Here is a 15,065-nt window from a genome sequence, read left to right as displayed (position 1 = left end):
GACACGGATGCAGCAAGCGCATTTGCGGTATTGGCCCAAGGGGCTGCCGACGCACATCAGCCAGCCTCGGTCCAGCCTGTATTTCAACCTGGAGGCCGCGGCCACGCGCTATCCCGACAAGCCCGCCATTGTGTTCTACGACATGGTGCTGGACTACGCGCGCCTGAAGCGCGAGGTCGACGCCATGGCCGGCTATTTGCAGCACGGCGCGGGCGTCAAGGCGGGCGACCGGGTGTTGTTGCTGAGCCAGAACTGTCCGCAATTCATCATTGCCTACTACGCGGTGCTGCGCGCCGATGCGGTGGTGGTGCCGGTGAACGCGATGAGCACCGAAGACGAGCTGGCGCATTACCTGCAAGACAGTGGCGCTCAGGTGGCGTTTGCCGCGCAGGAACTGGCGCCACGGCTGGCACGCTTTGTCGAGGATGGGCGCCTGGACCGCATCATCGTTCACACCTATTCCGACTACCTGGGCGCGGGGGATGGCGATGACCGGGTGACGCCGCCCGACTGGGTCGCCGCACCGCGCCACAACGCCGCTGCGTCGGGTGGCGTGCGTGGTGCCGTGCCAGGGGCGGTGTCTGTTCCCGGGGCTGTGCCCGGGTCTGTGCCCTGGTATGGCGCGCTGGCCGTCAACGCCCCGCCCGCGCCGCACAAAAGCCGTGCCCAGGACCTGTGCCTCTTGCCCTACACGTCCGGCACCACCGGCCGCCCCAAGGGCTGCCGTCACACGCACGGCACCTTGGGCGCGGCGGTAACGGGGTCGCAGCTGTGGCGCGGCCTGACCTCGGAAGCCGTCATCATGGGCGTGGCGCCGCTGTTCCATCTGCTGGGCATGCAGAACTGCATGAACCTGCCGATTCTGTTGGGCGCCACCGTCGTGCTGTTGCCGCGCTGGGACCGTCAGGTGGCCGCGCAATTGATGGCGCGGCACCGCGTCAGCGTCTGGGCCGCGCCGCCCGCGATGGTTGTCGACTTCTTCGCGCAGCCGGAGATTGAATCATTCGACCTGTCGCGCCTTGCCTTGTTGTGCGGCGGCGGCGCGCCCATGCCCGAGGCGGTGGCGGCGATGCTGGCCGACCGCTACGGCATCATCTTCAACGAAGCCTACGGCCTGACCGAGACCGCTTCGTTCCTGCACTGCAACCCCATGCACCGCAACAAGCGCCAGTGCATCGGCGTGCCGACCTTTGGCGTCGATACGCGGGTGGTCGACCCCGCCACCTTGCAAGCCTTGCCGCCCGGCGAAGTGGGAGAACTGGTGACGCGCGGCGCGCAAGTCATGCAGGGCTATTGGAATAACCCGGCCGCCGATGACGAGGCTTTCTTCATGCTGGACGGCGAGCGCTACTTTCGCACCGGCGACCTGGGACGCATGGATGAAGACGGCTATTTCTTCATCACCGATCGGCTCAAGCGCATGATCAATGCCTCGGGCTACAAGGTCTGGCCGGCGGAAGTCGAGAACGCCTTGTACGAACATCCCGCCGTGCACGAGGCGTGCGTGGTGGGCGTGCCCGACGCCTGCCGTGGCGAAACGGTGAAGGCCTTGCTGGTGCTGCGGCCCGAAGCGCGCGAGAGCGCCCGCGAAGACGAGGTGATTGCCTGGGCCCGCGCGCGCATGGCGGCCTACAAGGCGCCGCGCATCGTGGAGTTTGTGGATGCGCTGCCCAAGTCGAGCACCGGGAAAATCCTGTGGCGCCAGTTGCAGGAGATGCAACGCGCGACGGTCTAAGGCGGCGGGTTGGTGGCCAGCCGCCGCAATTCGTTCAGCAGTTTCGCGGCCGGCAGGGGCAGCAAGCCATGGCTGCGCCGGAACGCCGTCAGCGTGCGGGTATCGCACGCACCGGGGATGGGAAGGCGGTCGAGCAGGCCCGCGCGCTGCTCGGCGTAATACATGGGTTCGGGCATCCATCCCAAAAATTCCGAGTGCGCGATCAGACTCTTCAACACGGTGATGGACCGCGTTTCAACCGTGACTTCGGGCGTGGGCAGCCGATGCCGCGTGAACAGCGCTTTCATGTGTTCGTACGGGCCGGTGCCGCGCGGCATGATGGCCCACTTTTGCGTCAGCGTGTCGGCCAGGCTGAGCGCCCGGCGCGCGCGCAGCGGGTGGGCGGTGCCCGCCACCACGTAGCTGGTGTCTTCCCAACAGCAGTCCGGCACGGAGATGATCTCGTCGGTGTCGTGGGTGTGGGCGCCCAGCGCCAAGTCGATCTCGCGCGACAGCAAGGCGCCGGCCAGTCGGTCCCAAACCCCTTCCACCACTTCCACCTGCAGCATCGGCCACCGCTGGCAGGTGCGGGTCAGGGCGGTGGGCAGGATCTGACAGGCGATGCTGCCCACGGCACCCACGCGGATCGTGCCTTTGGCCAGCCCCAGCAGCGCGCGGATTTCCTCTTTGGCGCCTTCGGCATCGCGCAGCAACGCGGTGGCATGCGGCAGCAGGGCCAGGCCAACGTCGGTCAGTTGCATGCCTTTGGAATGCCGTTCGAACAAGGGCGCGCCAACGTGAACTTCAAGCCGGCGGACGATGCGGCTTAGCGCGGACTGCGTGACGTGCATGGCGTCGGCCGCGCGGCCAAGGCTGCCAGCCGCAACGACCGCGTTGAATGCCGCCAATTGATGAAGATCGAATGGCATGCCAAAGCGTAATGACTTTGTCTCGATATTTCAATTCTCAAGTCTGCTAGGGGGGGCGACACTCTGCCGTCCTCGTTGACCGCGCGGCAGGCTCGCCATAGCGCGTGCCGGCAGCTCGCAACGTCACCGAAATTTCACGGCAATTCCCCTGCAGTTTCAATGCGCTTCACCGCAAGGACCTTAGCAATGACCGGATCCGCCTTTGGTTTACTGGACCCGCTGGACGCAGCCGACGGCCTGGCCGCCGCGTCGCTGCCGGCACCGGCGCTGACCGTCCGCGACGCCGTCTACGACCTGATGCGCCGCGTCGGCATGACGTCGGTTTTCGCCAACCCCGGATCCACCGAACTGCCCATGTTTCGCGGTTTTCCGGACGATTTCCGCTATGTGCTCGGCTTGCAGGAAGCCAGCGTGGTGGGCATGGCGGACGGCTATGCGCAAGCCACGCGCAACGCCTCGTTGGTCAACCTGCATTCCGCGGCGGGCGTCGGCAACGCCATGGGCAACCTCTTCACCGCCTTCAAGAACCGCACGCCCCTGGTGGTGGTGGCCGGCCAGCAGGCGCGTGGCATTCTGCCGTTCGATCCCTTTTTGTCATCAAGCCACGCGGCCGATATGCCCAGGCCTTACGTCAAATGGAGCACCGAACCCGCGCGTGCCCAAGACGTGCCCTTGGCCATCGCGCGCGCTTATTACGTCGCGATGATGCCGCCGCGCGGTCCGGTGCTGGTCTCGGTGCCGGTTGATGATTGGGACGCGCCTTCGCCACCGCTTGCACGGCGCTGTGTCAGCACCGCGCTACGCCCGCAACCCGAAGCCATCGGGCGCATCGGCGCCTTGCTGGACGCCAGCCGGCGGCCGGTGTTGGTGGTGGGCGCCGCGGTGGACCGCGATGGCGCCTGGAACGAAATCGTTGCGCTTGCGGAATCGCATAGCGCGCGTGTCTGGGCCGCCCCCATGTCGGGACGCTGCAGCTTTCCGGAACGCCATCGCCTGTTCGCCGGCTTCCTGCCCGCCGCGCGCGAAGGTATCGTCAGCCGGCTGGCCGGGCATGATCTGATCCTGGTCGTGGGAGCCCCGGCGTTCACCTATCACGTTGACGGGGCCGGGCCGCACGTGCCGGACGGCGCCGAGCTTTGTCTGTTGACGGATGATCCGGATACCGCCGCCTGGGCGCCCGCGGGCTTGGCGGCGGTAGGCAGCATCAAGCTTTGCCTGCAAGACTTGCTGACGCGGCCGGCGCCCTGCATGCGCCCCTTGCCGGCGCGGCGCGAACCCTGCGCCCCGGTCGAGGCATCGTCGCCGATGTCCGTCGCGTTCGTGCTGCAAACCCTGGCCAGCCTGCGCGACCCCGCCGACATCGTGGTGGAAGAAGCCCCCAGCGCGCGCCCGGTCATGCAGGACTATCTGCCCCACGTGCGCAGCGAAACCTTCTACACCATGGACAGCGGCGGGCTGGGCTATGGCATGCCGGCGGCCGTGGGTGTGGCGCTGGGCAAGCCCGGCCGGCGTGTCATCGGGTTGATCGGCGACGGTTCCAGCCTGTATTCGATCCAGGCGCTATGGAGCGCCAGCCAGCACAAGCTGCCTATCACCTTCGTCATCTTGAATAACCGCCGCTACGCCGCCCTGCAAGACTTCGCGCCAGCGTTCGGCTTTGGTCCGCACGACAAGGTCATGGGTACCGATCTGCCCGGCATCGATTTCGTGGCGCTTGCCACGGGGCTGGGTTGCCCCGGCGTGCGCGTATCCGACCCCACCCGCCTGGACGCGGTGCTGACCGAGGCCTTGACCAGCGGCGGCCCCAACCTGGTTGAAGTGCGGGTGGCCTGACGCACGGGGCGACGCATTCCAAAGGAGACAACATCATGCACGTATCTCCCATGCAGGTATCGCTGCTGATCAACGGAGAACCGCTGGGCGCGCGGGACGGCGCCACGTTCGAACGACGCAATCCGCTGGATGGAAGCGTTGCGTCGGTGGCTCCCGCCGCCAGCGTGCAGGATGCCTTGGCCGCGGTGGATGCGGCAGCGGCGGCCTTCACCGCGTGGTCGGCGACCGACCCCGAAGCACGCCGCGCGCTGCTGATACAGGCATCGCGGGCGTTGCAGGACAAGGCCCCGGTGTTTGCTGAGGCCATGACGGCCGAGACCGGTGCGTCGGCCGGCTGGGCGGAATTCAATGTGCGGCTCGCCTCGGACATGCTGCTTGAGGCCGCCGCCATGACCACGCAGATCAATGGCGAGGTCATTGCTTCCGACGTGCCGGGCAATACGGCGAAGGCCCTGCGGCGGCCCGCCGGCGTGGTGCTGGGTATTGCACCCTGGAACGCCGCGGTGGTGTTGGCCGTGCGCGCCATCGCCACGCCGCTGGCTTGCGGCAATACCGTGGTGTTCAAGGGCAGCGGCATGTGCCCGGCCACGCATGGACTCATCATTCGCACCCTGCAAGAGGTCGGCTTCCCCCCGGGCGTTGTCAACTTCATTACGAATGCACCCGCCGACGCGGCCACCGTCGTCGAAGCCATGGTGGCGCATCGGGCCGTGCGCCGGGTCAGCTTCACCGGGTCCACGCAAGTTGGCAGGCGTATTGCCGCCGCCTGCGCCCACCACTTGAAGCCGGTCGTGCTTGGGCTAAGCGGCAAGACGCCGTTCGTCGTGCTGGACGACGCCGACCTGGACGCCGCCACGCGCGCGGCGGTGTTTGGCGCCTACACGAATGCCGGGCAAAGCTGCACGGCCACCGAACGCATCATCGTGGACCAGGCCGTGGCGGACGACTTCGTAGCCCTGCTGGCCGAGCGCACGGCGGCGCTGTCGGTGAACGATTTCCACCAGGAGCCGGCCGTGTTGCGGGCGGTTGCCGACATGAGCATCGTTGAACGCTGCAACGCCCTGATTGACGACGCGCTTGCGCAAGGCGGTCGTCTGGTCACGGGCGGCAAGGCCGACGGCGTGCTGATGCCCGCCACCTTGATCGACCACGTCACGCCCAGCATGCGGCTTTATCGCGAAGAGGCCTTCGGGCCGGTCAAGGGCATTGTGCGCGTAAGCGGGGTGGACGAAGCCGTGGCCTGCGCCAACGACAACGAATACGGCTTGTCCGCGGCGGTGTTCGGCCGCGACGTCGGGCGGGCTATCGCGGTGGCGGGCCGCATCGAAGCTGGCATCTGTCATGTCAATGGCCCCACCGTACACCACGAGGCGCGGATGCCGTTTGGCGGTGTCAAGGACAGCGGCATTGGCCGCTTCGATGGCAAGGCCGGTATCGACGCCTTTACCGACCTGCGCTGGATCACGGTGCAGACCACCGCGCGCGACTTCCCGTTTTGACGTTATGGCGCTGGGTATCTTTCAAGAGTAGAGGCGGACCATGCGCACTCAGGTAGCGATCATAGGGGCCGGCCCGGCAGGGCTGATGTTGTCGCACTTGCTGTACTTGCAGGGCATTGAATCCGTGGTGCTGGAACGCCGCAGCCGCGATGCCATCTGCGCCACCATCCGCGCGGGGGTGCTGGAGCAGGGCACGGTGGACCTGATGTCCGAAGCAGGCTTGGGCGACCGGATGCGTCGCGAAGGCTTCCGGCACGAAGGGACCGTGTTGCGCGTGGGCGGCGTGGACCGGCGCATTGATTTTGTTGAACTGACGGGCGGCCGCGCGGTGATGGTCTATGCGCAGCACGAAGTCATCAAGGACCTGGTGGACGCGCGGCTGGCCACGGGCGGGGACCTGCGCTTTGAGGTGGCCAACGTGACCCTGCATGACCTGGCGTCGTCGCGGCCCACCGTGCGCTATGGCGGAAGCGGCGATGAAAGCGGCGAGCGTCAAACCGTGCAGGCGGATTTCGTCGTTGGCTGCGACGGCACGCATGGCGTCAGCCGCGCCGCCATCGCCCCGCAGTCGCTGCAAACGGTTGAACACCGCTATCCCTACGGGTGGCTGGGCATGTTGTGCAAGGCCCCGCCGTCATCCGACGAACTGATCTACGCCTTGGGCGACGATGGCTTCGCGCTGGTCAGCACACGATCGCTTCAGGTACAGCGCATGTATCTGCAATGCGACCCCCGCGATCAACCCGAAGACTGGTCCGATGACCGCATCTGGTCCACGCTGCGCGCCCGGCTGGCAACCCGCGATGGATGGCAGCCAAAAGAGGGCGTCATCTTTGACAAGACCGTCGTCGGCATGCGCAGCAGCGTTACCGAACCGATGCGGCACGGCCGGCTGTTCCTGGCAGGCGACGCGGCGCACGTGGTGCCGCCCACGGGGGCCAAGGGCCTGAACCTGGCGATGTCCGATGTGCGCTTGCTGTCGCGCGCCTTGGCCCGGTTCTACCGACAAGACCGCGAAGACCTGCTTGACGCCTATAGCGACACAGCCCTGCGCCGCGTCTGGCGTGCGCAGCGGTTTTCCTGGTGGATGACGTCATTGCTGCACCGCGCGCCGGGCGCTGATGCCTTTGAACGCAAGCTGCAAGACGCCGAACTTGATTACCTGACCCGTTCGCGCGCGGCTTGCACCGCGCTGGCGGAGAACTATGTGGGGCTGCCCGTCGGGCCGCTCTGGGATTGAAGCGTGAAAGATAACGGAGATGAATGACATGACCTGGATTTCCCCGAATGAGGCGGCACCGACAGCGGCACATGCATCGGCACCCGCGGCGGCGCCCTTGCGTGGCAGTGCCGACGTGGGCGCCTTGCTGGACGATGGCCCTTTCACCAGCATGCAGAAATGGGTGGTGATGCTGGCTGCCCTGTCGATCGTCATGGACGGCTTTGACGGTCAACTGATTGGCTTTGCCATTCCGATGATGATCCAGGAATGGGGCATCACGCGCGAAGCCTTCGCGCCGGCGGTGGCGTCCGGCCTGATCGGAATGGGTATCGGCAGCGCGTCTGCCGGCCTCTTCGCCGACCGCTACGGACGCCGCATGGCGGTGATTGTCAGCGTATTCGTATTCGGCACCGCCACTTGCGCGATCGGGCTGGCGCCGGACGCGCTGACTGTGGCCGTGCTGCGCTTCGTCGCCGGGCTGGGCATCGGCGGCGCGCTACCCAGTTCCACCACCATGACCGCTGAATTCACCCCGGCGCGCCGACGTACGCTGGCGGTAACCGCCACCATCGTGTGCGTGCCGCTGGGCGGCATGTTGGCGGGGTTTTTCTCGGGCCATGTATTGCCACTGTACGGCTGGCGCGCGTCGTTCTTCATCGGCGGCGCCTTGGCCATCGTGCTGGGGTTTGCGTTGATGGCCGCACTGCCGGAATCACCGCGCTTCCTGGCGCGCCGACCCGAGCGCTGGAACGAACTGAGCAAGCTGCTGGGCCGCATGGGGCGTCCCATGCCGAAAGGCGTGCGCTACACGGACGCGGTCGAGCAGGCCATTGAAAAGCAGACGTCAAAGCAGCAGGGCGGTGTGCGGGCCTTGTTCACGAGCACCTATCGCTTCGACACCATTGCCATCTGGGTGGCGTTCTTCATGTGCCTGACGGCGGTGTACAGCGCATTCAGTTGGCTGCCTACGATGCTCAGCTCGGAAGGCTTGCCGCTGTCGGTGGCGGGGTCGGGGCTGACCGCCTACAACCTGGGTGGCGTGATCGGCGCCTTGGTGTGCGCGGTGGCCATGACGCGCTGGGGCTCGCGCGTGCCGCTTGCCATCTGCTGCGTGGGTGCGCTGGGCAGCGCCTTCCTGATGTTGTTGGTGGATGTGCGGCAGAGTTCATCGCTGCTGGTGTTCGGGTTTGGCGTGCATGGGCTGTTCGTCAACGCCGTGCAGTCCACCATGTATGCGCTCTGCGCCTATGTGTATTCCACGGGCGTGCGCGCCACCGGCACCGCGGGGGCGCTGGCCTTCGGCCGCCTGGGCGCCATTCTCAGCGCGTTCGTGGGCGCCACGGTCATCACGCTGTGGGGCGCGCAGGGCTACCTGACGATGTTGGGCACGGTCATGGTGTTTGCCTTGATTGCCTTGCTGTCGGTGCGCCGCCATTTCCCCGGCCAGCGCATGGCCGCACCGGTGGGCGGCGTTGCCGCGGCGGGAGTCTCACGATGAAGATCGCCATGCTGGGCGCGGGCGCCATGGGGTGCCTGTTTGGGGGCTTGCTGAGTGAAAGCGGCCAGGACGTCACCTTGCTGGACGTGAATGACGCGCACCTGGACGCCATACGCGCCCAGGGCCTGCGGCTGGAAACCGATGGCGGCGATCGGCGCGTTCATGGCCTGACGGTGCTGCGGCCCGAGCACTACCGCGACGTGCCCGACCTGCTCATCCTGTTCACCAAAAGCCTGCATACCGACGCCGCTCTGCGTAGCGTGGCGGCGCTGCTGAACGCGGCGTCCGCTGACGCACCGTTGCGGGTGCTGACCTTGCAGAATGGACTGGGCAACCTGGAGGCCGCGTCGCGCCACGTGGACCCGGCACGTTTGCTGGTCGGCATGACGACGTGGCCGGCCGACCTGGCTGGCCTCGCGCATGTCAGATCGCACGGCGCGGGCAAGATCCGCCTGTTGCCGGCAAGCGGTGAAGCGGATGCCCAGGCGCGGCGCATTGCCGGCGCGCTGGACGCCGCTGGCTTGCACTGCGAAGTCGACGCCAATGTTTGGGCGGCAATCTGGGAAAAGGTGGCGTTCAACGCGGCGTTGAACGGCTTGTGCGCCGTGACCGGTTGCGCGGTGGGGCAGTTGGCCCACGCCAGCGATGGCCCGGCGCTGGCGCGGGCGGTGGTGGCGGAAGTTATCGCCGTGGCACGCGCGGCAGGCATCGACGCCGACGAAGCCGCCTGCCAGGCCAGCGTCGCGTACGCCATCGCGCATCATCGCGCGCATCAGCCGTCGATGTTGCAAGACGTCTTGGCGAAACGTCCCACCGAGATCGAAGCGATCAATGGCGAAGTCGTGTCGCGTGCGCGGCAGGCCGGTGTGGCCGTGCCGAACACCACCATGTTGCTGGGCCTGGTTCGCTTGATTCAGGCGCGTCAATTGGATTCCCGCTGAAAAGGTCACAACCATGGAAAGTTCTCCGGACACCGTCACGGCTTTGTCCCCGCGTGATTGGAAAAGCCACCCGCCGTACCGCTGCGACGGCTATCAATCGACTGCCTGGCGCAGCCCGGTGCTGCCCTTGGTGCCGCTGGCGGCGGCGCTTGGCGAAATGCGCCAGCCTGTGTATGGCCACGATTGCGTCGGCAAGCGCGACCACGACCTCACGCGCAACGCGCGCCGCAACGGGGAACCCATCGGCGAACGCATGGTGCTGGCCGGGCGCGTGCTGGATGACCACGGCCGGCCCGTGCCGCACACGCTGATTGAAATCTGGCAGGCCAACGCGGCGGGACGCTATGTACACAAGGCCGATCGGCACAATGCGCCGCTGGATCCCAACTTTCTGGGCGCGGGCCGCTGCCTGACGGACGCCGAGGGGCGCTACCGATTCGTGACCATCAAGCCGGGCGCCTATCCCTGGGGTAACCACCCCAACGCATGGCGGCCCCAGCACATTCATCTGTCGCTGTTCGGCCATCACTTCGCCAGCCGGCTTGTCACCCAGATGTACTTTCCGGGCGACCCGCTGCTTGCCTATGACCCCATCTACCTGGGCACCCCCGCAGAGGCGCGTAGCAGGCTGGTTGCGGATTTCAGCCTGGACCTGACGCAAGCAGGCATTGCGCTGGGATACCAGTTCGACATCGTGCTGCGCGGGGCGGCCCAGACGCCGCTTGAACATCGCTAAAAGGAAAGGCGACATGATGCAGGGACAGCAAGACAACTTTGGGCAGACGCCGTCGCAAACGGTGGGGCCGTATTTCGCCTATGGCCTGACGGCCGTGCAATATGGCTACGATTTCGACCAACCGTTTGACAGCGTGCTGGCCGGCGACGACGCGCGCGGCGCCCGCATCCGCTTGCAAGGCCGCGTGCTGGACGGCGAGGGCGTACCGATCCCGGACGCGCTGGTCGAGATCTCGCAGGCAGATGGGCAGGGCCGCTGTCCGCGCAACATATACGAGGCATCGGCAATGGGCTTTCTAGGATTTGGACGCTGCGGCACCGGTACGGACCCCGGCAGCCGCTATACGTTCGATACGGTCAAGCCCGGGCCGCAAGCCGAAGGCGAAGCGCCGCACATCGATATGATTCTCAGCATGCGCGGGCTGTTGCTGCACGTGTTCACGCGCGTGTACTTCGACGATGAGAGCGACGCGAATGCGCGCGATGCGGTGTTGAATTCGGTGCCCGCGGCAAGGCGCCACTCGCTGGTGGCTCGCCGGGACGTGCGCGGCGGCAACGTGATTTACCGCTTTGACGTACACATGCAGGGGCCGTACGAAACCGTGTTTTTTGATTTGTAGTGGCCGTATACGTGCGCCGGGCGCCGCGTGCTGGCACGGGGCGCCCGGAATTTCTGGCTGGGTTTTAGACCGATGCTTCAGGCCTGCATTTCAGGCCAATACTTTAGCCCGATGCTTCAGGCCGTGGTATCGCCCGCCGCTTCGGGCTGGTACAGAATTTCTTCAATGGTGGCGGAGTGTTCGGTCTGGTTGGGCGCGGTCCAGGTGACGCGCTGGCCCGTGCGGGAACCAATCAGGCTCAAGCCCAGCGGCGACATGACCGATACCTGGCCCTGGGCCAGGTTGGCGTCCGCCGGATAGCACAGCGTGACCACCATTTCATCGCCCTTGTCGTTCAGCAAGCGCACGCGTGAACGCATCGTAATGATGTCAGGCGTGACTTCCTCGATGGCGATGATGGGCGCCGAATCCAGCAGTTCTTGCGCCGCGTCGACCGCATCGCGCGGCAAGGTGGCGGCGGTGGCGGGGCGCGTGATCATGCCCAGCAGGCGGGCGTGGTCCAGGGCGGTAATCAGTTTGTCTTGCGGCACGGCGTTCATGTCGGTTCTTCTTGGACGAAAGGCCTCGCTAGGCGTAGGCCTTGCGGGCTGCGCGGGACGAGGCAATGGAGGAGATGACAGCGCTTTGGGAAGAGAATATTCAAGCGGTGCCGCGACGAAGCGTACGGTGCGAATCGTGTCGGGGTGCGCCACCTTGGTGGCTGATGACCGGCTGTGAAGCCGGTTATGGACCCGAAGCGTGCCCTATGGGGCTGATTCAAGCGTCGAAGCGAGCAGGTTTTGCGCGTTTGGCGCCCAATCTGCTGTCGGCAATAGGCGAGTATATAGAACAAAGCCGGGTCGTAGTGTCGGAATATTCCGAAAAAGGGGCGAAATTGCTTCGCCCCTTGCTTTTCGCCGCTTGGTTTCGCCGCTTAGTTGTAGCAGCTAGGCAGTCAGCCTTTGATGAACGCCAGCAGGTCCGGATTGATGATGTCGCCGTGCGTCGTCAGCATGCCGTGCGGAAAGCCCTCATATACCTTCAAGGTGCCGTTCTTCAGCAGTTTGATTGCCAGGCGCGAGGCATCGTCAATCGGCACGATCTGGTCGTCGTCACCGTGCATGAGCAGTGTGGGCACGGTGATGGCCTTCAGGTCTTCGGTCTGGTCGGTTTCCGAAAAGGCCTTGATGCCCTGGTAATGCGCCAGGGCGCCGCCCGCCATGCCTTGGCGCCACCAGTTGTCGATCACACCTTGCGACACCTTCGCGCCCGAGCGGTTGAAGCCGTAGAAGGGGCCGGCGGCCACGTCCACGTAGAACTGCGCGCGGTTGGCGGCCAGCGTCTCGCGGAAACCGTCGAACACTTCGATGGGCAGGCCGCCCGGGTTGGCCTCGGTCTTGACCATCAGCGGCGGCACGGCGCTGACCAGCACGGCCTTGGCGACGCGGCCCTGCGGTTGGCCGAACTTGGCCACGTAGCGGGCCACTTCGCCGCCACCGGTGGAATGGCCGATGTGGACGGCATTACGCAGGTCCAGGTGTTCGGCCACGGCCGATGCGTCGGCGGCGTAATGGTCCATGTCGTGGCCTTCGCTGACCTGGCTGGAGCGGCCATGGCCACGGCGGTCGTGCGCGATGACGCGAAAGCCCTTGTTGACGAAGTACAGCATCTGGGCGTCCCAGTCGTCGCTGGACAGGGGCCAGCCGTGGTGGAACATCAGGGGCTGGGCCGATTTAGGACCCCAGTCCTTGAAGAAAATCTGCACGCCGTCAGAGGTGGTGATGGTGCTCATGAGTGTCGACTCCGGGTAGGTGCCACAGGTGGGGCGGGCGCCGGAACGGGCACGGACTCGGGCAAGTCCCGGTGCCGCCAAACCCTGAGCGTAGCGCTGTCGAGGCACCCGCGCTTGTACGTTATCAAGCAGCTTTGAACAAAATCATCTTGGGGCCGGATGAGGCCGAGGGGGCAGGATCAGGCCGGATGGGGACGGTGTCATCGAGACCGATCCGTCCCTTGGCGCATCGCCAGAAAGTGCTCCATCACGCCCACCAGCGCAAATTCGGCACTTGCTTGGCGGATGCGGTTGCGGTCTCCGGAGAATCGCCGGGTGGCGGTGTAGACCACGGGCCTGGCGTCCGCCTTGCCGGTCTTGAATACCCAGGCGTAGCACTGCGTGCCGCTGGGAATGCGGTCGTCCGTGGCGTCCGTGACCCCGGTGTTCGCCACAGCCACATTGGCCGGGCTTTTGCGCGCCGCCCCCAATGCCATGTCGCGCGCGACCGCCTCACTGGTGAGATTGTGCGAGGCCAGGGTCGATTGGGGCACGCCCAGGCAGCGCTGCTTGGCTTCTACCGAATACACCACGAAGGCGCAATCCAGCAGTTGGCCCGCGCCCGGGATATCGGCCAGGGTGGCCGCGATGAGGCCCGCCGTGCATGACTCGGCGGTCACCAGCGTCAGACCGTTTTCCTGCATGAAGGCGGCAACTCGTTCGATATCGTTCATGACTGGGCTCCTGCGGGGAAGGTCAGGAAAGGAGCAACTGGCGTGCCTGCCGGCCGCGCGGGCACGCCAGTTGCTCCGCATGCCATATCCGCGATGTCCCTTCACAAACCAGGAGCTTGCGATGAGCACCCCTTCCAAAAAGCAGCAAGATCATTCTTCCCCGGAGCGTGGCCGGGGGCAGCCCGAGCAATCGCCCGCCGAAAATCCCGACCGCCGCGCGCCAGGGCAGGAACGTGACCAGAACGGGCGCTGGCCGCCGGATGCGCTGCCCAACCCGATGCCCGGGGTGGATCCCCAGCAAACCCCGGGCATCGACCGCTTGGGCGATGCCAACGCGGCCGACCAGGAATGGCTGCGCAGCACGCGCGGCCTGTAAGCCAAGGCCAAAGGCGGAACGCAAGGGACAAACGCCAGCTCTGTATGACGGCGTTCGTCCGGCGCTTTCCGGCGCGCCACTCAAGCCCCGGCGGGCGCGGCGGCGTCCCCGGTTTGCTCCTTGTCGGCCGCGGCGTCCCGCCGAAAATGCAGGATCTGCTCGGGCAGCGCCAGCGAAATTCCCGCCGCCTGCAAGGCGCGCATGATGCCCAGGTTGATGGCCTGCTGGATATCCATGTAGTGGTTGTAGTCGGCCGTCAGCACGTAATACACCGCTTCGAACTCCAGCGCGCCTTCGCCGAACCGGGCCAGATGCGCCCGGTCGAAGCGCGTGTCGGCCTGGCTTTCGATCTGAGCGCGGATAATTCCCGGCACCGCCGCCACCTGCTCGACATCAGTGTGGTACGTCACCCGCACTGAAAAAACGATGCGCCGTTGTTGCATGCGTTTGTAGTTTTGGATGGTCTGCTTGAGGAGCTCGGTGTTCGAGCAGACAATCTGCTCGCCGCCCAGGCTGCGGATGCGCGTGGTCTTCAAGCCCACGTGCTCAATGCTGCCGGCGACCTGCCCGAACACAATGAAGTCCCCCGCCTCGAAGGGCTTGTCCAGCCCGATGGATATCGAGGCGAATAGATCGCTAAGAATGGTCTGCACGGCCAGCGCGACCGCCACGCCGCCGATCCCCAGGCTGGCGACCAGCGCGGTGATGTTCACGCCCAGGTTGTCCAGCATGGCCAAAAGGGCTATGACCCACACCAGGGCGCGCAGCAGGAAGCTGAGCAAGGTGGCCGTCACCGTGCCCCGCGCCGGCATCGCGCGGCTTAAACCCACGTCCACGGCGCGGTCCAGCCACAGCGCCAGTTGCAGGGCGATCAGCACGAACCAGAGATGCTGCGCGCCGCCTTCGCTCCAGGGGAAGGGCGCGCCCGCCACATCGATGCCGATCAGCAAAGAGAATATGGCCAGCAGGATCCAGCTGGTGCGCTGCATGACCCGGAGCGTGGACGCCGCCCAGGTCTGGCCGGGCATGTCGGCCCGCCGTTCCAGGCGCGTGCGCACCAAGCGGAAGGCCACCATCAGCAAGAGAAAAACAGCCGCAGCCACCGCTGCGGCAATCAGCCATAGCGCAATGGGGTGGTCCGACAGCGCGCGCATCTGCGCAATCCAGTAACTCAACATACCGCCTCCGCAGGGTTGGACTGGGGACGGGCAGCA

General features: G+C 66.0%; 14 protein-coding genes. 9 read left to right on the top strand and 5 right to left on the bottom strand.

What is annotated here, in order from left to right:
* Window positions 1-7: 7 nt before the first annotated feature.
* Window positions 8-1,735 carry a long-chain-fatty-acid--CoA ligase gene (locus CVS48_RS25875; protein ID WP_100856952.1) on the top strand — a complete coding sequence of 576 codons (1,728 nt, stop codon included), beginning with the start codon at window positions 8-10 and terminating at the stop codon, window positions 1,733-1,735.
* On the opposite strand, the gene CVS48_RS25870 is transcribed toward CVS48_RS25875, so the two are convergent.
* Entirely contained in the window at window positions 1,732-2,643 is a 912-nt protein-coding gene (locus CVS48_RS25870) for a LysR family transcriptional regulator (protein ID WP_100856951.1), read from the bottom strand. The two genes, CVS48_RS25875 and CVS48_RS25870, sit on opposite strands and share 4 nt — an antisense overlap.
* Window positions 2,644-2,829: 186 nt before the next feature.
* Between CVS48_RS25870 and mdlC the strand changes: the two genes are divergently transcribed.
* The 7 genes from mdlC to pcaG are packed head-to-tail and all read left to right on the top strand — an operon-like array spanning window position 2,830 to window position 10,991.
* Window positions 2,830-4,476 carry a benzoylformate decarboxylase gene (gene mdlC / locus CVS48_RS25865; protein ID WP_100856950.1) on the top strand — a complete coding sequence of 549 codons (1,647 nt, stop codon included), beginning with the start codon at window positions 2,830-2,832 and terminating at the stop codon, window positions 4,474-4,476.
* A gap of 35 nt (window positions 4,477-4,511) precedes the next feature.
* Entirely contained in the window at window positions 4,512-5,975 is a 1,464-nt protein-coding gene (locus tag CVS48_RS25860) for an aldehyde dehydrogenase family protein (RefSeq protein ID WP_242001150.1), read from the top strand.
* Between the two features lie 40 nt (window positions 5,976-6,015).
* On the top strand, window positions 6,016-7,215 hold the full coding sequence (locus CVS48_RS25855) for a 4-hydroxybenzoate 3-monooxygenase (RefSeq protein ID WP_100856948.1): 1,200 nt from the start codon (window positions 6,016-6,018) through the stop codon (window positions 7,213-7,215).
* A 28-nt stretch (window positions 7,216-7,243) separates the two neighbouring features.
* Window positions 7,244-8,695: an MFS transporter gene (locus CVS48_RS25850; protein WP_100856947.1), complete on the top strand. Its 1,452-nt coding sequence runs from the start codon at window positions 7,244-7,246 to the stop codon at window positions 8,693-8,695.
* Window positions 8,692-9,636, top strand: coding sequence for a ketopantoate reductase family protein (locus CVS48_RS25845; protein WP_100856946.1), 945 nt, complete (start codon window positions 8,692-8,694; stop codon window positions 9,634-9,636). Before CVS48_RS25850 ends, CVS48_RS25845 begins: the two co-directional genes overlap by 4 nt.
* Before the next feature lie 13 nt (window positions 9,637-9,649).
* Entirely contained in the window at window positions 9,650-10,372 is a 723-nt protein-coding gene (gene pcaH, locus CVS48_RS25840; RefSeq protein WP_100856945.1) for a protocatechuate 3,4-dioxygenase subunit beta, read from the top strand.
* Between the two features lie 13 nt (window positions 10,373-10,385).
* A complete protein-coding gene (gene pcaG / locus CVS48_RS25835; RefSeq protein ID WP_100856944.1) occupies window positions 10,386-10,991 on the top strand; it encodes a protocatechuate 3,4-dioxygenase subunit alpha in 606 nt (201 codons plus the stop codon).
* 116 nt (window positions 10,992-11,107) lie between these two features.
* On the opposite strand, the gene CVS48_RS25830 is transcribed toward pcaG, so the two are convergent.
* From CVS48_RS25830 to CVS48_RS25820, 3 genes are all read right to left on the bottom strand, one after another.
* Window positions 11,108-11,530 (bottom strand): GreA/GreB family elongation factor, encoded by a 423-nt coding sequence (locus tag CVS48_RS25830; RefSeq protein WP_100856943.1) that lies wholly within the window; start codon window positions 11,528-11,530, stop codon window positions 11,108-11,110.
* Between the two features lie 395 nt (window positions 11,531-11,925).
* The gene (locus CVS48_RS25825; protein ID WP_100856942.1) at window positions 11,926-12,762 is read right to left on the bottom strand and encodes an alpha/beta fold hydrolase; all 837 of its coding nucleotides are present in this window, start codon (window positions 12,760-12,762) and stop codon (window positions 11,926-11,928) included.
* Window positions 12,763-12,962: 200 nt separating this feature from the next.
* Window positions 12,963-13,475 (bottom strand): CinA family protein, encoded by a 513-nt coding sequence (locus CVS48_RS25820; RefSeq protein ID WP_100856941.1) that lies wholly within the window; start codon window positions 13,473-13,475, stop codon window positions 12,963-12,965.
* Window positions 13,476-13,596: 121 nt separating this feature from the next.
* Between CVS48_RS25820 and CVS48_RS25815 the strand changes: the two genes are divergently transcribed.
* Entirely contained in the window at window positions 13,597-13,851 is a 255-nt protein-coding gene (locus CVS48_RS25815) for a hypothetical protein (RefSeq protein ID WP_100856940.1), read from the top strand.
* 80 nt (window positions 13,852-13,931) lie between these two features.
* Here the strand turns inward: CVS48_RS25815 and CVS48_RS25810 are convergent, their stop codons facing one another.
* Complete coding sequence (locus CVS48_RS25810; protein WP_100856939.1) at window positions 13,932-15,029, bottom strand: mechanosensitive ion channel family protein; 1,098 nt, start codon at window positions 15,027-15,029, stop codon at window positions 13,932-13,934.
* Between the last annotated feature and the right edge of the window lie 36 nt (window positions 15,030-15,065).

The sequence above is a fragment of the Achromobacter spanius genome (assembly GCF_002812705.1).
Taxonomy (GTDB): Bacteria; Pseudomonadota; Gammaproteobacteria; order Burkholderiales; family Burkholderiaceae_B; genus Achromobacter; species Achromobacter spanius.
Note: the sequence above shows the minus strand (reverse complement) of the source record. Positions and strands in the feature narration are given on the sequence as shown.